The following is a 17426-nucleotide window of genomic DNA, read 5'->3' as shown; positions in this document are numbered from 1 at the left end:
GGTCAGGCTCCCTTCAGGCCGATGCCCAGGTAGTCGAACTCGAAGCCGTGCTCGGCGTATCCGCGTACCTTGCGGGAGATGCCGACGAGCCGGTCGGCGAACATCGGGGTCATCGCCCCGCCCTTCTCGATCACCAACGTCTGTGCCTCGCCGTACAGTTCGCGCCGCTTGGTGTCGTCCAGCTCGGCGCGGGCCCGGTCGAGGACCGTGTCGAATTCCTTGTCGGACCAGGCGGTCTCGTTGTACGAGGAGCCGCTGCGGAAGATCTGCGTGAAGAGCTGGTCGACGGGCCGGCCCGTGAACCAGTAGGTCGCCATCAGCGGCTTCTTCATCCAGATCTGCGTGTAATAGGAGTCCGCGGAGGCCGTCTTGACCTTGATACGGATGCCGGCCCGCTTCGCGGAGTCCTGGTAGGCGAGCGCCATCGGCGTGAACAGCGGGTCGTAGGAGGAGGTGTAGAGGTCCATCGCCAGGCCCTCGTGGCCCGCCTGCTTGAGCAGGTACTTCGCCCGCTCCGGGTCGTGCTTCGGGTGCGCGGAGATGTACGCCGGGTCGCTGGGCGGCACCGGGTTGTCCCAGCCCGCCGTGCCCGCGCCCTGGAGAGCGACCTGCACGACGTGTTCGGGGTCGTAGGCGAGCTTCATGGCCTGGCGGACGCGGACGTCGGTGAAGGGCTTCTCGGTGGTGAGCATCGGGAGGACGTACCACTGGGCGTTCTTCACGCGGGCGATGGTCGCGCGGTCGGAGGCGGCGACCACACGGGCGGTCGCGAAGTCGAGGTTGGTCTGTGAGAGCAGGTCGACCTGCCCTGCCAGCAAGGCGTTTGAGCGGGCGGACATGTCGGCGACCGAGTAGAAGGCGATCGCGTCGAGGACCGGGCGGCCCGCCCAGTGGTCGGCGTACGCGGTGACGCGGCCGGGGCCCGCCGGGGCGAACGACTCCAGCTTGAAGGGGCCGGTGCCGATGCCGGTGCGGCCGATGGACTTCGCGCTGCCGTCGGGGACGACGTAGCAGTTGTAGTGCGTCAGCAGGCTCGGGAACTCGGCGTTCGGGGTCTTGAGGGGGACGACGAGGGTGTGGGCGTCGGGCGTGCCCAGCTTCGCCGGGTCGATGAGCGGGGCGAGGACCGCGGCCTGCGGGGACGCCGTCGCTTTGTCGAGGATGTGGCGCAGGGTGTAGGCGGCGTCGGCGGAGGTGAAGGCGCGGCCGTTGTGGAAGGTGACGCCCTGGCGGAGGTGGAAGGTCCAGGTGCGGGCCTTGGCGTCGGGTTCCCAGGACACGGCGAGGTCGGGGGCCAGCTCGCCGTTCGTACCGATGCGGACGAGCCGGTTGTAGAGGGCGCCCAGGTATTCGTACGCCGACAGGGAGCTCGCGGGGTCGAGGGTCTCGGCGTCGGAGGCGGGCGGCCGGGCGATGCGCAGGGTGCCGCCGCGGTCGGGGGCGCCCTTCGCGGCGGCGGCCGGCAGGACGGGGGCGGCCTCCGCCCCGGCACAGCCGGTCAGCAGCCAGGACCCGCCGAGTGCCGCCGCCGAGGCGAGGCCCGCGGTGAGCACCGACCGGCGGCCCGGGTGGTGGATGTCGGACATGTACCGACCGTCCTTGTCGCTATTCGTTCAGCTATTCGTTCAGCGGAACGATTGAGTGAAGTGCGTGAACGATAACGAGGCGATGGTTTCCCGCCAACCCTTTGGGCGCGGAAATTAACGTCCGAAACGCACTGGTTACCGGGAGGCGTCGCGCAGGGGGCGCCAGGACGGGCCGAGGGTGGTCGCTCAGCCGGTGGTCTCGCGGGCCCAGGGCAGCAGTGCCCGCTCAGCGAGGACGACGGCGTGGAAGAGCAGCACGCTGATGGCGCTGAGCAGGGCCATCGCGGCGAACGCGAGAGGGGTGTCGGCGTTGCCGCCGGAGGCCACGATGACTTAGCCCAGGCCCCCTGGTCGCCGCCCGCGAACTCGCCGACGACCGCGCCCACGACGGCGAGGGTCACGCCGAGGCGCAGGCCGATGAAGACCTGGGGCAGGGCCCAGGGGATACGGAGCTTGCGGTAGGTCTGCCAGCGGGACGCGGTGCGGGAGTGGGCCGGCTCGGTCAGTTCCAGGGGGATGGAAGTCAGTCCTGCCATCGTCGACACGACCACCGGGAACCAGGCGAGCAGGGCCACCATGAACACCTTCGGGGCCGTGCCGAAACCCAGCCAGACCACGAGGAGCGGTGCCACCGCGATCTTGGGTACGGCGTTGACGGCGACGCTCGACGCGCTCACCCGGGACGAGTTGTGCGCCGAGTTGCAGCGTACGCACCGCGAGCATCCGTCGACCGTCGTCCTCGTCACCCACTCCGTCGACGAGGCGGTCATGCCGGCCGATCGGGTGGTGGTGCTGACGCCCCGCCCCGGCCGGATCCGTACGGTCCTCGACATCACCCTGCCCCGGCCGCGCACCCGCGCCAGGGCCGAGCAGGCAGAGCAACTGGCCCGGCGGGCCGCCGAGTTGCACGCACTGCTGCTGGACAGCGACACCTGATCCCCGGATCCCTTCCCGCCCTCACCGTCAACTGCCGTCCCTCCACGCCCTGTTGACATCACACAGCGGGCGCCTAGCGTGTCCAGCGCACAGCATGTCGCACGACATTCGGGATCTCGAACCGGAGTGGAGCGGTGGAGGGACACCGCCGCACCGACTCCCAACTCCTCGACATGCGAAGGACATTGGTGATGACCCCACCCCTCGGCAGACGTCAGCTGCTCGCCGCCGCAGGTGCCACCTCGGCCGCCCTCGCCCTCACCGGCACGGACGGCACGGCGTACGCCGCCACGGACCGCGCCACCGCCGAACCCACCGCGGTCCGCCCCTTCCCGCTCACCGCCGTGACCCTGCTGGACAGCCCGTTCCGGGACAACCAGCGCCGCAACTCGGCCTATCTGCGCTTCGTCGACCTCGACCGGCTGCTGCACACGTTCCGTACCAACGTCCGCCTGCCCAGCACCGCGCAGCCCTGCGGCGGCTGGGAGGGACCCGACGTGGAACTGCGCGGCCACTCCACCGGCCATCTGCTCTCCGGACTCGCGCTCGCGTACGCCAACACCGGCGACACGGTCCTGCGCGACAAGGGCCGGACCCTGGTCGCCGAGCTGGCGAAGTGCCAGGCGGCCTCGCCCGCCGCCGGGTTCCGCACCGGCTATCTGTCCGCGTTCCCGGAGAGCTTCTTCGACCGGCTGGAGGCCGGGACCGGGGTGTGGGCGCCGTACTACACGATCCACAAGATCATGGCGGGACTGGTCGAGCAGTACCGGCTGGCCGGGAACGAGCAGGCCCTCGACGTGGTGCTCCGGCAGGCACGCTGGGTCGAAGCGCGCACCGCGGGACTGTCGTACGAGCGGATGCAGCGGGTGCTGGAGACCGAGTTCGGCGGGATGAACGACGTGCTCGCCGATCTGCACGCCCTCACCGGCAACACCACCTGGCTCGATGTCGCCGAACGCTTCACCCACGCCCGGGTGTTCGACCCCTTGGCCCAGGGCGAGGACCGGCTCGCCGGACTGCACGCCAACACACAGATACCGAAGATGGTCGGCGCGCTGCGGCTGTGGGAGGAGGGGCTGCCCGAGCGGTACCGCACGATCGCCGCCAACTTCTGGGAGATCGTCACCGGCCACCACTCGTACGTCATCGGCGGCAACAGCAACGGCGAGGCCTTCCACGAACCGGACGTCGTGGCAGGGCAGTTGTCGGACAACACCTGTGAGAACTGCAACAGCTACAACATGCTCAAGCTGACCCGGCTGCTGCACCTCCACGCCCCGGACCGCGTCGCGCTGCTCGACTTCTACGAACGGGTCCTGTTCAACCAGCTGTTGGGCGAGCAGGACCCGGACTCCGAGCACGGCTTCAACATCTACTACACCGGTCTGGCGCCGGGTTCGTTCAAGCGCCAGCCGTCCTTCATGGGCGCGGATCCGGACGTGTACTCCACGGACTACGACAACTTCTCCTGCGACCACGGCACCGGCATGGAGACACAGGCCAAGTTCGCCGACACGGTCTACACGCACGACGAACACGCCCTGCTGGTCAACCTGTTCGTGCCGTCCCAGGTCGTCTGGCGCGAGCGGGGCATCACCTGGCGGCAGACCACCGGCTTCCCCGACCGCCCCAGCACCACCCTGACGGTCGTCGCGGGCCGGGCCGCGCACCGGCTCCGTGTCCGTATCCCGTCCTGGGCCTCCGGAGCCCGCGCCACCCTCAACGGCCGTGCCCTGCCCGACCGTCCGAAGCCCGGCACCTGGCTCACCCTGGAGCGGACCTGGCGCGCCGGCGACCGGGTCGAGGTGTCGCTGCCGATGCGTACGGTCGTGCAGCCGACCCCCGACGACCCCGATGTGCAGGCCGTGCTGCACGGTCCGGTGGTACTGGCCGGGGCGTTCGGCGACCGGGCCGATCCCTGGCTGTCACGCCTGGACGCCGACTCCGTGCGTCAGGAGTCCTCGGACCCGCTGCGCTTCACCGCCCGCGCGGACGACACGGACGTGACCCTGCTGCCGATCGCCCGCGTCCACCACCAGCACTACTCGGTGTACTGGCTGACCGGCGAACCCCCGCCCCCACCTCCGGAGTTCGCCGCCTGGCACCGCTTCGACGAGACCTCGGGCACGGCGGCGGCCGACGCTACGGGCAACGGACGTACGGCCCAACTGGTCGGCGGGGCCGCATGGTTGACGGACGGCCGCCTAGGTGGCGCGGTCGCCCTGGACGGTGTGGACGGTCATGTCACCCTCGCCGAGGACCTGTTGGCGGGCGCCGCCGCCTACTCGCTCGCCACGTGGGTACGGCTGGACGGTCGACCCGGCACCTGGAGCCGGATCTTCGACCTCGGCACCGGCGTCACCGCCAACATGTTCCTGACCCCGCTGAGCGGCGACGGCACCCTGCGGTACGCGATCACCGCGGGCGGGGCGGGCGCCGAGCAGCGCATCGACGCCGAGCCGCTGCCCACCGACCGCTGGGTGCATGTGGCGGTGGCCTACGGCGAGGGGTCCGCCGTCCTGTACGTGGACGGCGTGGAAGCCGGCCGCAACGCCGCCGTCACCGTGGAGCCGCGCCGCTTCGGCAACCACATCCGGGCCGGATACGTCGGCCGGTCGCAGTACGCCGACCCGTATCTGAAGGGCGCGGTCGACGACTTCCGGGTCTACGGCAGGGCGCTGAGCGCCACCGAGGTGGCGACGCTGGCGCAGCCACCGTCGACGTGACCGACCCGCGTGTCACTCCCCCGCGAAGGCCTTCTCCAGCGCGGCGATGTCGAACTTGCCCATCGCCATGAAGGCCTTCGTCGCGCGGGACGCCTTCTCCGGGTCCGAGTCGTTGATCATGTCGATGAGGTGCGCGGGGACGACCTGCCAGGACAGGCCGTACCTGTCCTTGAGCCAGCCGCAGGGGCCGGGCTCGCCGCCGCCGTCGAGGAGCTTGGTCCAGTAGTAGTCGATCTCCTCCTGGTCGGCGCAGAAGATCTGGAAGGAGACCGACTCGTTGAACGTGAACTGCGGGCCGCCGTTGAGCGCGACGAACTTCTGGCCGTTGGCCATGAACTCCACCGCCAGCACCGAGCCGACGGGGCCCGCGCCACCCTCCACGTTGCGGCCGACGCGTCCGATGCTGGAGTTCTTGAAGATCGAGACGTAGTGCTCGGCGGCCTCCTCGGCCTGTCCGTCGAACCAGAGGCATGTGGTGAAACCGTCGGTGGTCATGAGCTCCTCCATGGGCTCCGGGGGCATCGAACACGGTCATCTGTATCGACCGATCCTCGCCGCGAAACTCATCGGTCGCACGGCCGGATAATCCGGGTGGCCGATCCACCGTCCAGAACTAGGCTCCGTTTCCATGACGTCCTCGCAGGCAGACAGCGTCCACCCGTTCCGCATCGACATCCCGCAGGCCCACCTCGACGATCTGCACGCCCGGCTCGACCGCACCCGCTGGCCCGACGACTTGCCCGGCACGGGCTGGGCGTACGGCGTGCCGGACGGCTATCTGCGGGAGCTGGTGCGGTACTGGCGGCACGAGTACGACTGGCGGGCGGCCGAGGCCGAGCTGAACGCATGGCTGCAGTTCACGACCACCATCGACGGGTCCAACGTCCACTTCGCGCACATCCGCTCCCCGGAACCGGACGCCACCCCGCTGATCATCACGCACGGCTGGCCGGGGTCGATCGTCGAATTCGTCGACATCGTGGGCCTGTTGACCGATCCGGCGGCCCACGGCGGCGACCCCGCCGACGCCTTCCACGTGGTCGTGCCGAGCATCCCCGGCTTCGGCCTGTCCGGGCCCCCTGCGGACACCGGCTGGGAGGCGGGCCGCATCGCCGACGCGTGGGTGGAACTCATGCGCCGCCTCGGCTACGAGCGGTTCGGCGCGCAGGGCGGCGACTGGGGCGCGGCGATCTCCCGCGAGCTGGGCCGTGCCCACCCCGACCGGGTCATCGGCGTCCATCTCAACCTGTTGCCGGGTGCGCAGGCCCTCACCGAGCCCACCCCCGAGGAACTGGACCCGCTGAGCCCCGAGGAGCGGGCGGACGCTCTGGAATCCTGGCGCCGCTGGACCGCGTGGTCGCGCGAGGGCACCGGATACGCCGTCCTGCACGCCACCCGCCCGCAGACCCTGGCGTATGCCCTCACGGACTCGCCGGTCGGCCAACTCGCCTGGATCGTCGAGAAGTTCAGGAAGTGGACCGACTCGGAGGAGCTGCCGGAGGAGGCCGTGGACCGGGACCGGCTGCTCACCGACGTGATGCTGTACTGGCTGACGGGGACCGCCGGTTCGGCCGCCCGCATCTACTACGAGCGGGCCCACGCCACCGGCGCCCGGGCCGCCGCGCCCACCCTCCCGTCCACCACCCCCACCGCGCTCGCCGTCTTCCCCGCCGAGATCCAGATCCCACTGCGCCACAAGGCCGAACGGACCGAGAACATCGTCCGCTGGACCAAACTCGACCGGGGCGGCCACTTCGCCGCCATGGAGGAACCGGACCTGCTGGCCGAGGACGTGCGGGCCTTCTTCCGGCAGCTGCGCGAGAAGGCCGCGGAGTGAGCGCTCTGCCCACGGCGAATCTGCTACCAGCCTAGAAACCCGCAGTTCGGGGGGTCCCCGGTCGACAGTGGAGACACCACACAGCCTCGACAAGGAGTGCCGATGTCTTCACTCACGGCCGGCTTCGCGCCGGCCCTCATGCCTCGTGCCGAGGAGGGCGACACCCCGCCCTCCCGCTTCGACGACCACCTCGCCGCGCAGCTCCTCGCCCAGCGGATCGTCCTCCTCGGCACCCAGGTCGACGAGGTCTCCGCGAACCGCGTCTGCGCCCAACTCCTGCTCCTGTCGGCGGAGGACCCGCGCACGGACATCAGCCTGTACGTCAACAGCCCCGGCGGCTCGGTGACGGCGGGCCTCGCGATCTACGACACGATGCAGCTGATCCCGAACGACGTCTCGACGCTGGCGATGGGCTTCGCGGCGAGCATGGGCCAGTTCCTGCTGACCGTCGGCGCGCCCGGCAAGCGGTACGCCCTCCCCCACGCACGCGTCATGATGCACCAGCCCTCGGCGGGCATCGGCGGCACCACCGCCGACATCGAGATCCAGGCGGAGAACCTGGAGCACACGAAGAAGACCATCGAACGCCTCACCGCCCAGCACACCGGCCAGAGCGAGGAGACCATCTCCCGCGACGGCGACCGCGACCGCTGGTTCACGGCCGAACAGGCCCAGGAGTACGGCATGGTGGACCAGGTCGTCGCCTCACTGGCCGACGTGCGCCCGGCCGCCTCGAAGCGACGGATGGGGCTCTGACATGGGTACGTACACGATTCCGAACGTCGTCGAGCGGACCCCGCAGGGCGAGCGGTCCTACGACGTGTTCAGCCGGCTGCTGTCCGAGCGGATCATCTTCCTCGGCACCGAGATCGACGACGGCGTCGCCAACGTCGTCATCGCACAACTCCTCCATCTGGAGTCGGCGTCCCCGGAGAGCGAGATCGCGATCTACATCAACTCCCCCGGCGGCTCGTTCACTTCACTCATGGCGATCTACGACACCATGACGTACGTACAGGCCCCGATCTCGACGTTCTGCGTCGGCCAGGCCGCCTCCACGGCGGCCGTGCTGCTCGCGGGCGGCGACCCCGGACGCCGGTTCGTGCTGGAGCACGCGCGGGTGCTGCTGGGCCAGCCGGCGAGCGGCGGGCAGCGCGGCATGGTCTCCGATCTCGCGCTCCAGGCAAAGGAGATGGTGCGGATCCGCTCCCAGGTCGAGGAGGTGCTGTCGCGGCACACGCACCACGACATCGCGACGCTGCGCGCCGACATGGACCGCGACAAGGTGTTCACCGCGCCGGAGGCCGTGGCGTACGGCCTCGCCGACGAGGTGGTCAGCCGACGCCTCGTCGCGGTCTGAGCGACACCGTCAGGCGGCGACCAGGCACAGCTGCCCGTTGTACGGCGAACTCACCCGGCCCTGACGCCTGTTGCGGTGCTGGGTGAATTCGTTCCGGGTCAGCGACAGCAGGTCACCGAGGTCGAGACCGAGAGCGTGGGCGGCGGCTGCGAGGACCTCCGAGGAGGCCTCCTTGCGGCCCCGCTCCACCTCCGAGAGGTACGGCATGGAGATCCGGGCGGCGTCGGCCACGTCCTTCAAGGTGCGTTCCTGGGCGAGGCGTTCGCGTCGTAGGACGTCACCGACCAGGTCGCGCCACAAAGGTTCCTTGGGCGCGGGAACCGCCGGCTCCGGTAGGTGAGGGGCCGGCTCGTGCGGGCGCAGGGGGATCACGCGGGCGTGGTTCGGCGCTTGATTGCTCACCCCCTCAGACTAAAAGGCTTGGACGCGAGGGCAAGGGATCAGCATTCTGCCCTGGGTGGAATCTCCGATCCGAAGGGTGCGGGAAGGGTGCTGCGCGACACGTTCGACGGGGCTGCCGAGCGGTACGACCGGGCCCGGCCCCGGTATCCGCGCCCTCTCGTGGCGGAACTGGCCCGGGTAGCGGACCTCGGGCCGGACAGCCGGGTGCTGGAGGTCGCCCCCGGCACCGGTCAACTCACCGTCCCGCTGGCCGAGTTCGGCTGCCGGCTGACCGGCGTCGAGCTGGGGCCGTCCCTGGCGGCGGTGGCCCGGCGCAACTTGAGCGCGTTCCCGCGGGTGACCGTGGAGGTGGCGGACTTCGAGCGGTGGGAACTGCCGGACGAGCCCTTCGACCTGGTGGTCGTCGCGACGGCGTTCCACTGGTTCGACTCCCGGGACTTCATGGCGAAGGCGGCGTCCGCCCTGCGTCCCGGCGGGCGGCTCGCGGTCGTCACCACCCACCATGTGGCGGGCGGCACCCAGGAGTTCTTCGACCGGATGCAGCGCTGCTACGAACGCTGGGACCCGGCCACCCTGCCCGGCTTCCGGAGTCCCACCGAGGACGAATCGGCCACGGACACCGGGGAGTTCGAGCGCTCCGAGCACTTCGATGACGTCACGGTGTGGTGCGGTGCGCAGGAGATCACGTACACGACCGACGAGTACCTCGACGTCGTGCTCACCTACTCGGGCCATCTCGCCATGGAGGAGCCCGCGCGCCAGGGCCTCCTGGCCTGCCTCCGGGAACTGCTGGAGACCCGGCACGGCGGCCGGGTCACCAAGCGGTACTTCCACGAGTTGATCACGGCCACCCGGGCCGCGACCTGACGGCGCCCGGCCGTCCTAGCCGCTCAGCTCCACGACGGCACGCACCTGCTTGCCGACCGGTACGCGTTCGACGGTCACCCGGGCGGCCAGGGCGTGCACGATCTCCAGGCCGTGTCTGCCGATCCGCTCGGGGTCGCGGGCGAAGAGGCGGGGCAGGGCGACACTGCTGTCACAGACCGACACCGTCACCGCGGCGTCCGTGCCCTCCAGCTCCAGGATGTACGGGCCGTTGCTGTGCCGGTCCGCGTTGGTGACCAACTCGCTCACCACCAGCAGCAGTTCGCCCTCGGACCGGTCGTCGATCGTGGCGCACCACTCGGTTCTGAGCTGTTCGAGGAACTGGTGCGTGAAGTGCCGTGCCGCGGCGATGCAGCCCGGTTCCCCGGTGTAGTGCACCGCCCGCCTCAGCGGTTCCACGGGCACGTCGAAACGAGTCGGTATCACTACCCCGTCCCGGTGGTCGATCATGCGTGTCTCTCTCGAAGGCGGGCGGCGGCCTGTTGCTGTCGCACCAGTGCTCGTACCCAGCCCCACGCCGGGCAGTCCCCCTAGGAGAGTGACGGTGAACTCGTTCCCGGGGAAACCGGCGCGCTGAAGCTCGACAGCGAAGCCGAGGCGGAGTTCGACGCGGACGTCGTCGTCGCACTTGAGGCGACCGATTCGGGCGCGGAGGACGAGGCCGACGAGGCTGCCGAGGACTCGGTCGACGGCGGCTCGGAGGACGGCGATTCCGAACTCGGGGACGACGAGGACGGAGCGGACGGCGACGAGGAGGACGAGGACGGGGAGCTCGACGTCGGCGGGCACGGGCTGGTGGACGGACCGGGCGTGCCCGGCGTGCCCGGCGTACCCGGAGTGCCGGGGGCCGTGGAGGCGCACGCCGACGGGGAGTCGGAGGACGGCGAGGTCGGCGGGGACACGGTCACCGAGGGGCTGGCCGGGTTCAGCGGCGGCGGGGTCCGGTGGTCGTGCCGGCCCGTGTCGCCGTGGTGGCGGCCGAACCAGTGCCCGTTGTGGGGGTCGTAGATCACGAAGATGTTGATGATCTGCGGTGCGGGCGTGACCACGACCACGTTCTGCGGCCGGTACGACGACCAGGTGTCGCCGGTCTGCTTCGGGGTGGTCTGCTGGGCGACGGGCGGGGACAGCGGGTTGCCGCAGGCGCAGCGGACGCGGGGCACCCCATGGCTGTCGACGAGGACGGCGGTGCCGGCCTGGAGCACGGCCTGATAGCTGGTGGCGACGCCGTCGCGGTAGCCGTGGTTGGTGACGCGGGTGTCCATGCGCAGCTGCACGGGGGTCAGGGAGCGCAGATAGGCGGGGACTCCGGCGGGCTGGACGCCGACGACGGACGCGAACGCCTTGTTCTTCGACGGGTTCGCCTGGAGCGCCTTGATCTGCTTCTCCACGTCACAGCTGGCGACGTTCTGGGTGCCGCCGTAGAGGCCGGGGGCGCCGCCGTCGACACCGCGCACGGCGTTCGCCGGTTCGGAGGCGGTGGGTGAGGCGGAGACGGGCGGGGCGGAGCTCTGGGTGGCGCTGGACCCCGTGAACGGGGCGGGACCGGTCTTCGCCGCGGCCTGCAGAAAGACCTCGCCCTTGCTCGCCGTACCGGACGAGCCGCCGTTGGAGCGGGTGAAGACGAGGGCCAGCACCACGGCGGCCACCACGGCGGTGGTCAGGATCGCGACGCGTGGCGCCGACTTCCACCAGGGGCGGTGCGGCTCCGGCGCTCCGGCGCCGCCGCTGCCCGTGGGCTGCGAGGGCGGGCCCGAAGGCGGCTGGGAGGGTCCCGACAGCGGGCCGGAGGGCGGTCCGGTGGGGCGGCCTGAAGACGGAGGTTCGACGCTCACGAGCTCTTCTTCCCGACGCGGCTCTGGCGGCGCTTCACCGATGCGCGAAGCTTTGCACCGATTCACACCGCTTTATCCACAACACACCCATTGTGTGCTCCGGTCCCGGTCCGCCCGCAAGCCGACGCGGACGGCCCTCCCGGCGGGCGCGCTCCTCCGGCGCTGCTTAGCGTGGCAGGTGTGACCTCCCGAACCCCCTCTGACCAGGCAGTCGCCCGCCACGGCTGGGTCCAGGCCCTGAGCACGGTGCTGGCCGGGCTGCTCACCATGGGCGTGGTCGCCGCGCTGGGCCTGTCGGCAGCGGGCGCGACGGACCTCCCGGACGGCGCGTTCCCCCGGGTCGTCACGGCGACCGTGGTGACGGCCGTGGGTGGCACGGTGAAACTCTCCGGCAACGCGGGCGCACTGGCCGACACGAAGGCGGGCCTGACGGTCATCCCCCTCTCGGTGACCCTGGCCGGCGCCCTGGCAACCGCTGCCGCGTTCCTACGGCCCCTGCGGCACCGCGCGGTCGCCTCGGCCGCGGAGCTGGCCGGCTGGGCCGCCCGAATCTCCGTGCTGTGGCTGCTCGGCCTGATCGGACTGGCCCTGGGCGCACGCCAGAAGTTCTCGATCTCCCTCGGCAGCGGGACGCTCGGCGACATCGGCGACCTGATCGGTGCCTCGCCCGAGGTCGGCTTCGAGGCGGACGTACCGCAGACGGTGCTGTTCGGTCTGCTGTGGCTGGCCGGGGTTCTGGTGCTGGCCCTCCTGGTGTCGCCGGGCGCGCCCCTCCCCGCCGGGTTGCTGCGCTTCCACGCCTCCGTCCGCCCGGCCGCGTACGCCGTGGTGGCGCTGCTCCTCACCTACGTCGCGCTCGGCGTCCTCATCGCCCTGCTGACCGCGGCGACACGCGGCCATGCCGTGCAGACCTTCGCCCTGATCCTGCTCGGCATGCCGAACCTCGTCTGGCTCACCCTCACGATCGGCCTGGGCGCCACCTGGAACGGCCGGGTCGACGGCCCCTTCGGCCTGCCCATGCCCCACCTGCTGGACGAGGTCCTGCGCACCCCGGACATCTCCACCCTGAACCTCAACTCCATCGCCGCCTACGACGGCAGGGTGTGGTGGCTCCTGGTGGTGAACGCGGTCCTGCTCCTGTCCGCCGCGTTCCTGATGGCCGTCCGCTCACCGGCCCGCACCCGCGCCTGGCAGCACGCCGTCCACCTGGCGGTCGCCTTCGCCCTAGCGGTCCTGATGATCTGCCTCGTCGGACGGATCTCCGCCCACTACGGCCTCTCCCTCCTCGGCATCGGCGACGTGGGCGGCGGACTCTCCGGAGACCTGTTCCTGAAGCCCGAGTTGTGGTCGGCGGTGGGGTTGGCGGCGCTGTGGGGGTTGGTCGCGGGCTTCCTGGGGGCACTTCTGGCGAAGCCGGTTCGCCGGCACGGCGAGGTCGAAATTCCCGAGCAGTCGAAGCGCCCGGCATGAGAGTGTGCGCCCAGCCGACGAAAGGGCAGACATGGCGCTGGCTCTCGAAGACCGCCTGGCCATAACGGAGTTGATCGCACTGCACGGCCACTTGGTCGACGAGGGCGAACTCGACCGACTGGCCGAGGTGTTCACCCCGGACATCGAGTACGACCTCGCGGACTTCGGTCAGGACACGGTCATCGGTCTCGCCCGACTCGTGGACGCGTCCTTGGCGTCGGGCCCCGCGAACCCCGTCGCGCATCTCGTCACGAACGTGGTGATCGAGGACTCGACGGAGGAACGGGTCCGGGTCCGTTCAAAGGGCCTGGGGATCCGGACGGACGGCTCGTGCGGTTCGGTGACGTACGAGGACACGGTGGTGCGCACGGGGGCCGGCTGGCGGATCTCGCACCGCAGGGTGTCGGCGCGGCGAGTGCCATTGAAGGGGACGCGCAGCGTCCCTTCAGGGGCGCGAGGAACTGCGCGCCCAGCCACGACCGACCCGCAGCCGACATAAGTCAGTTGCCGCCCCTGAACACCGGCGCGGCCCACGTCGGCGGCGCAGCCACCCCCACATCCACCTCGGTCGCCGCATGCCCGGACACCCCACCCCGCAACTCCGTGACAAACGCCAGACACGACTCGTACCGATCATCGGGACTCTTGGCCAGCGCCTTCGCGAACACGGCGTCAACATGCCCCGGCAGATCGGGCCGGGACTCGGTGACCGCCGGAGGCATGTCGTACTGGTGCGCCCACAGCAACGCCATGTCGTCGTCCCGCCGGAACGGCGGACGCCCCGCGAGGCTCTCGTAGGCCACGCAGGCGAGCCCGTACACATCACAGCGCCCGTCAACGGGTCGGCCCGAGATCTGCTCGGGAGCGACGTAGTCAAGTGTGCCGACGAACTGCCCGACCGTCGTGAAACCGGTCAACGACAGCGACTTCTTCGTCAGACCGAAGTCGGTGAGATACACGTGCTCGGGATGGTCGTCGTCGGTGCCGCGTGCCACCAGGATGTTGCCGGGCTTCACGTCCCGGTGGACCAGCCCGTGTTCATGGGCGGCGTCCAGCGCGGACGCGACCTGACCGACGATGCGCACGGCCGTCGAGAGCCCCAACGGGCCTGCCCGGTCCAGCAGATGGCGCAGGTCGCTGCCGGAGACGTAGCGCATGGCGATGTACAGGACGCCGTCCGTCTCGCCCGCCTCGAAGACCGGCACGATGTGCGGGTGGTCGATCGCGGCGGCGACCCGGGACTCGTGGGTGAATCGTTTGCGGAAGGTGTCGTTGCGGGCTAGTTCGGGGGCGAGCAGTTTGAGGGCGACCGTGCGGTCCAGGCGCAGGTCGTGGGCGCGGTAGACGACCGCCATGCCGCCGCGGCCGATCTCGTCCTCGATGCGGTAACCGGCGATCTGCTTGCCGATCAGTTCGGAGGGCCGCCCGGAGAAGCGGCTCGCGTCACGGGCCATCGGGGCTCACGACCTGGGTGGGGGCGTGGCCGGGGTCGGCCGGTTCGGCGCGGGGTCCGTCGTCGGTGGCGTAGGTACTGAGCCGGATGCCGTCGCCGTGGACCCAGCGCTCGTGGTCGGCGTCGTAGAGCCAGACGGAGGCTCCGTCGACCACCACCCCGATCCGCAGGCCCTTGGTGCGGGCCTCGAAGGAGGCGCCGTCGAGGCCGCCGCCCGCGAGCTCCTCCACCGCGCTCCGGTAGCGGGCGAGGGCCTGTTCCGCGCGGGCGAGGAGCGGGCGCGGGTCGGCGGTCCGGGCCTGCGGGGCGCCGGCGGCGGGCGGGTCCTGGGAGACGGAGATGAGGTGGCGGCCGTCGACCCAGGCCGACCAGCCGTTGGAGCACAGGGTGTGGGCCCAGTCGCCGCGCCGTTCGAGGAGCTGCACGGGGAGCAGCGCGTCGAGGGGCACGGTGGGGCGGGCGGGGTCCGGGGCCTCCCAGGCGGGCATCCCGTGCTCGGGGACGACATGCGTGGGCCGGAAGCCGGGGGTGGTCGTCATCGTGGCGCCCTATTTCCGCATCACGGCGGGTTCGTGCCGGCGCAGCAGCCGGGACACCAGGAAGCCGAAGAGCAGGGACAGCACGATCAGCATGCCCATGTTGAGCAGCCAGGCCCCGGCCGAGTGCCGGAACAGCGGATCGCCGGTCAGTTCGCCCGGCACGATCCGGGCCAGCCCGATGGTGCCGGCCATGCCGCCGAGCGCCCACCGCGAGGGCACGAGCCAGGAGAGCTGTTCCAGGCCGGGTACGCCGTGCAGTTTCAACAGGGCGCCGCAGAACACCACTTGGACGATGGCGAGCAGCACGAGCAGCGGCATCGTCACCTCCTCCTTACGCACCATTGCGGAGACCAGCAGGCCGAGCATCATCGCCGTGAAGGCCAACAGGGCGACGGCCACGGTGATCTCGATCAGGGGTGGCATCAACACCCCTTTTCCACGGGGTGCGTTGAGGTCGACGCCGAACAGCCCGACCAGGGTGAGCACCACGGCCTGTGCCACGGTGATCGCGCCCAGCACGACGACCTTGGAGAGCAGGTACGCCGATCTGGACAGGCCGACGGCTCTCTCGCGCCGGTAGATCGCGCGTTCCTTGACGAGTTCGCGCACGGCGTTGGCCGCGCCGGTCAGCACACCACCGACGCAGAGGATGAGCAGCGCGTTCATCGCCGTCTCCTGCGTCAGCTTGCTCCCGGCGAGCGCGCGGGCCATCGCGCCCATCACGAACGGCAACGCGATCATGATGGCGAGGAAGGTCCGGTCGGCGGCGAGGGCGGCGGCGTAACGCCGTACCAGCGTGCCGAGTTGCGCGCTGCGACTGCGGGGCCGGGGCGGTGGGGCCACGGCGACCGGACCGGAGCCGAGCAGGTGGGGCTGTGCGGTGGAGTTGCGGATGTACTGGCGTTGGAAGGGGGACTCCTTGAACTCCCCCGCCCAGTCCCGGTCCTGATCACGCTCGAAGGACTCGAAGGCCTCCGGCCAGTGCTCGAAACCGAAGAACGCGAGGGCGTCCCCGGGCGGCCCGTAGTAGGCGACCTTGCCGCCGGGCGCGAGCACCAGGAGCCTGTCGCAGACGTCGAGGCTGAGGACGCTGTGGGTGACGACGATGACGGTGCGGCCGTCGTCGGCGAGGCCGCGCAGCATGTGCATCACCGAGCGGTCCATGCCGGGGTCGAGGCCGGAGGTCGGTTCGTCGAGGAAGAGCAGCGACGGCTTGGTCAGCAGCTCCAGGGCCACGCTGACCCGCTTGCGCTGGCCGCCGGAGAGGCTGTGCACGGGCTGCTCGGCCCTCTGCTGCAGGCCCAGTTCGCGGACGACCTCCTCGACCCGGGCCTGCCGCTCGGCCTTCGCCGTGTCCTGCGGGAAGCGCAGCTCTGCCGCGTAGGACAGGGCGCTGTGCACGGTCAGCTGGGCGTGCAGGATGTCGTCCTGCGGGACCAGTCCGATGCGCTGGCGCAGTTCGGCGTAGTCGCGGTACAGGTCGCGGCCGTCGTAGAGGACGGTGCCGCGGTCGGCGGGGCGCTGACCGGTGAGCGCGTTCAGGAGGGTGGACTTGCCGGCGCCGCTGGGGCCGACGACGGCGAGCAGGCATTTCTCGCCGACCGGGAACGACACCTGGTCGAGGAGGACCTTGCGGCCGTGGTCGACGGCGACCGTGAGGTCCTGGACGTCGAGGGAGACCTCGCCGGTGTCGACGTACTCCTGCAGCTGGTCACCGACGAGACAGAACGCGGAGTGTCCGATGCCGACGATGTCCCCCGGACCCATGGGGGCGCGGGCGACGGGCTGGCCGTTGAGGTAGGTGCCGTTGTGGCTGCCGAGGTCGACGATCTCGTACGTCCCGTCCGCGAGGGCGCGCAGTTCGGCGTGGCGGCGGGAGACGATCAGGTCGTCGACGACGAGGTCGTTGTCGGCGGCCCGGCCGATGCGGACCGTGCGCGCGGGCAGCGGCCGTACGGTGGTCGGCTGCCGGAAGGTGCCGGTGAAGGCGGGCATGGACACGGCCGAGGGGCGTTCCGGGGCGGGGGCCGGGCGGTCGGCCAGGGTGACGCACGGGCCGTCGGCCGCACTGCCGAAGCGGATCACGCTGCCGGGGCCGACACCCCACTCGTGGACACGGCGGCCGTCGGCGTAGGTGCCGTTCGTGCTGTGTTCGTCCTCCAGCGTCCAGTGGTCGGCGTCGGGCCGCAGTACCGCGTGGTGCCAGGAGACCCGGGCGTCGTCGATGACGATGTCGCTCAGTGGATCGCGGCCCACGTGGTAGTCGCGGCTCGGGGTCATGACCGTGGAGCCCGACTCCGTCTCCAGGAGGAGTTCGGGCGCGGTGGGCGCCATCGGCCGCTCTGGCATGCCCCGAATTCTACCGATTGGTTCACCTGGGCGCCCGGCCAGCGGTCA

Annotated in this window: 17 protein-coding genes and 1 pseudogene; 8 read left to right on the top strand and 10 right to left on the bottom strand. The window is 70.8% G+C overall.

The window, feature by feature from the left end; all coding sequences use genetic code 11:
* Positions 1-2: 2 nt before the first annotated feature.
* The 3 genes and pseudogenes from OC490_RS26135 to OC490_RS26125 form a co-directional block, all read right to left on the bottom strand.
* Positions 3-1586 (bottom strand): ABC transporter substrate-binding protein, encoded by a 1584-nt coding sequence (locus OC490_RS26135; RefSeq protein ID WP_262060429.1) that lies wholly within the window; start codon positions 1584-1586, stop codon positions 3-5.
* Between the two features lie 186 nt (positions 1587-1772).
* The gene (locus tag OC490_RS26130) at positions 1773-1913 is read right to left on the bottom strand and encodes a hypothetical protein (RefSeq protein WP_262060538.1); all 141 of its coding nucleotides are present in this window, start codon (positions 1911-1913) and stop codon (positions 1773-1775) included.
* Positions 1914-1990: 77 nt separating this feature from the next.
* A pseudogene (locus OC490_RS26125) lies at positions 1991-2203 on the bottom strand (ABC transporter permease); the annotation flags it as partial.
* Between OC490_RS26125 and OC490_RS26120 the strand changes: the two are divergent.
* Both OC490_RS26120 and OC490_RS26115 read left to right on the top strand, forming a co-directional pair.
* On the top strand, positions 2103-2522 hold the full coding sequence (locus OC490_RS26120; RefSeq protein ID WP_262060537.1) for a hypothetical protein: 420 nt from the start codon (positions 2103-2105) through the stop codon (positions 2520-2522). The pseudogene OC490_RS26125 and the gene OC490_RS26120 overlap by 101 nt on opposite strands.
* 191 nt (positions 2523-2713) lie before the next feature.
* On the top strand, positions 2714-5248 hold the full coding sequence (locus tag OC490_RS26115; RefSeq protein ID WP_262060428.1) for a beta-L-arabinofuranosidase domain-containing protein: 2535 nt from the start codon (positions 2714-2716) through the stop codon (positions 5246-5248).
* Between the two features lie 12 nt (positions 5249-5260).
* Here OC490_RS26115 and OC490_RS26110 read toward each other — a convergent pair whose 3' ends face one another.
* A complete protein-coding gene (locus OC490_RS26110; protein ID WP_262060427.1) occupies positions 5261-5743 on the bottom strand; it encodes a VOC family protein in 483 nt (160 codons plus the stop codon).
* Between the two features lie 133 nt (positions 5744-5876).
* On the opposite strand from OC490_RS26110, the gene OC490_RS26105 reads away from it, so the two are divergent.
* The 3 genes from OC490_RS26105 (at position 5877) to OC490_RS26095 (ending at position 8445) form a co-directional block, all read left to right on the top strand.
* Positions 5877-7085 carry an epoxide hydrolase family protein gene (locus tag OC490_RS26105; protein WP_262060426.1) on the top strand — a complete coding sequence of 403 codons (1209 nt, stop codon included), beginning with the start codon at positions 5877-5879 and terminating at the stop codon, positions 7083-7085.
* A gap of 102 nt (positions 7086-7187) precedes the next feature.
* Positions 7188-7841, top strand: coding sequence for an ATP-dependent Clp protease proteolytic subunit (locus OC490_RS26100; protein WP_315986708.1), 654 nt, complete (start codon positions 7188-7190; stop codon positions 7839-7841).
* Position 7842: 1 nt separating this feature from the next.
* Positions 7843-8445, top strand: a complete 603-nt coding sequence (locus OC490_RS26095; protein ID WP_262060425.1) for a ClpP family protease — start codon at positions 7843-7845, stop codon at positions 8443-8445.
* A 9-nt stretch (positions 8446-8454) separates the two neighbouring features.
* Here OC490_RS26095 and OC490_RS26090 read toward each other — a convergent pair whose 3' ends face one another.
* Complete coding sequence (locus tag OC490_RS26090) at positions 8455-8847, bottom strand: helix-turn-helix transcriptional regulator (RefSeq protein ID WP_315986707.1); 393 nt, start codon at positions 8845-8847, stop codon at positions 8455-8457.
* 87 nt (positions 8848-8934) lie between these two features.
* On the opposite strand from OC490_RS26090, the gene OC490_RS26085 reads away from it, so the two are divergent.
* Positions 8935-9714 (top strand): class I SAM-dependent methyltransferase, encoded by a 780-nt coding sequence (locus tag OC490_RS26085; protein WP_262060424.1) that lies wholly within the window; start codon positions 8935-8937, stop codon positions 9712-9714.
* A 15-nt stretch (positions 9715-9729) separates the two neighbouring features.
* Here the strand turns inward: OC490_RS26085 and OC490_RS26080 are convergent, their stop codons facing one another.
* Both OC490_RS26080 and OC490_RS26075 read right to left on the bottom strand, forming a co-directional pair.
* Positions 9730-10182 carry an ATP-binding protein gene (locus OC490_RS26080; protein WP_262060423.1) on the bottom strand — a complete coding sequence of 151 codons (453 nt, stop codon included), beginning with the start codon at positions 10180-10182 and terminating at the stop codon, positions 9730-9732.
* 80 nt (positions 10183-10262) lie between these two features.
* Positions 10263-11567, bottom strand: a complete 1305-nt coding sequence (locus OC490_RS26075) for a DUF6777 domain-containing protein (protein ID WP_262060422.1) — start codon at positions 11565-11567, stop codon at positions 10263-10265.
* Positions 11568-11747: 180 nt separating this feature from the next.
* Between OC490_RS26075 and OC490_RS26070 the strand changes: the two genes are divergently transcribed.
* The gene (locus tag OC490_RS26070) at positions 11748-13037 is read left to right on the top strand and encodes a streptophobe family protein (protein WP_262060421.1); all 1290 of its coding nucleotides are present in this window, start codon (positions 11748-11750) and stop codon (positions 13035-13037) included.
* 31 nt (positions 13038-13068) lie between these two features.
* Positions 13069-13536 carry a nuclear transport factor 2 family protein gene (locus OC490_RS26065; RefSeq protein WP_262060420.1) on the top strand — a complete coding sequence of 156 codons (468 nt, stop codon included), beginning with the start codon at positions 13069-13071 and terminating at the stop codon, positions 13534-13536.
* Position 13537: 1 nt separating this feature from the next.
* On the opposite strand, the gene OC490_RS26060 is transcribed toward OC490_RS26065, so the two are convergent.
* From OC490_RS26060 to OC490_RS26050, 3 genes are read right to left on the bottom strand one after another with little or no spacing between them, the layout of a single operon-like run.
* Positions 13538-14491: a serine/threonine-protein kinase gene (locus OC490_RS26060; RefSeq protein WP_262060419.1), complete on the bottom strand. Its 954-nt coding sequence runs from the start codon at positions 14489-14491 to the stop codon at positions 13538-13540.
* Complete coding sequence (locus OC490_RS26055; RefSeq protein WP_262060418.1) at positions 14481-15029, bottom strand: hypothetical protein; 549 nt, start codon at positions 15027-15029, stop codon at positions 14481-14483. Before OC490_RS26055 ends, OC490_RS26060 begins: the two co-directional genes overlap by 11 nt.
* A gap of 9 nt (positions 15030-15038) precedes the next feature.
* Complete coding sequence (locus OC490_RS26050) at positions 15039-17378, bottom strand: FHA domain-containing protein (RefSeq protein ID WP_262060417.1); 2340 nt, start codon at positions 17376-17378, stop codon at positions 15039-15041.
* Positions 17379-17426: the final 48 nt, after the last annotated feature.

Source organism: Streptomyces sp. STR69, assembly GCF_024519455.1.
GTDB lineage: Bacteria > Actinomycetota > Actinomycetes > Streptomycetales > Streptomycetaceae > Streptomyces.
The sequence above is the reverse complement of the archived record's forward strand: the minus strand, read 5'-3'. Positions and strand labels throughout refer to the sequence as shown.

Bases quoted from the DNA above. Each gene is read 5' to 3' on its own strand.
- OC490_RS26135 (WP_262060429.1), bottom strand. From the start codon at position 1,586: ATGTCCGACATCCACCACCCGGGCCGCCGGTCGGTGCTCACCGCGGGC.
- OC490_RS26120 (WP_262060537.1), top strand. From the start codon at position 2,103: ATGGAAGTCAGTCCTGCCATCGTCGACACGACCACCGGGAACCAGGCG.
- OC490_RS26115 (WP_262060428.1), top strand. From the start codon at position 2,714: ATGACCCCACCCCTCGGCAGACGTCAGCTGCTCGCCGCCGCAGGTGCC.
- OC490_RS26110 (WP_262060427.1), bottom strand. From the start codon at position 5,743: ATGACCACCGACGGTTTCACCACATGCCTCTGGTTCGACGGACAGGCC.
- OC490_RS26105 (WP_262060426.1), top strand. From the start codon at position 5,877: ATGACGTCCTCGCAGGCAGACAGCGTCCACCCGTTCCGCATCGACATC.
- OC490_RS26100 (WP_315986708.1), top strand. From the start codon at position 7,188: ATGTCTTCACTCACGGCCGGCTTCGCGCCGGCCCTCATGCCTCGTGCC.
- OC490_RS26095 (WP_262060425.1), top strand. From the start codon at position 7,843: ATGGGTACGTACACGATTCCGAACGTCGTCGAGCGGACCCCGCAGGGC.
- OC490_RS26080 (WP_262060423.1), bottom strand. From the start codon at position 10,182: ATGATCGACCACCGGGACGGGGTAGTGATACCGACTCGTTTCGACGTG.
- OC490_RS26065 (WP_262060420.1), top strand. From the start codon at position 13,069: ATGGCGCTGGCTCTCGAAGACCGCCTGGCCATAACGGAGTTGATCGCA.
- OC490_RS26060 (WP_262060419.1), bottom strand. From the start codon at position 14,491: ATGGCCCGTGACGCGAGCCGCTTCTCCGGGCGGCCCTCCGAACTGATC.
- OC490_RS26055 (WP_262060418.1), bottom strand. From the start codon at position 15,029: ATGACGACCACCCCCGGCTTCCGGCCCACGCATGTCGTCCCCGAGCAC.
- OC490_RS26050 (WP_262060417.1), bottom strand. From the start codon at position 17,378: ATGCCAGAGCGGCCGATGGCGCCCACCGCGCCCGAACTCCTCCTGGAG.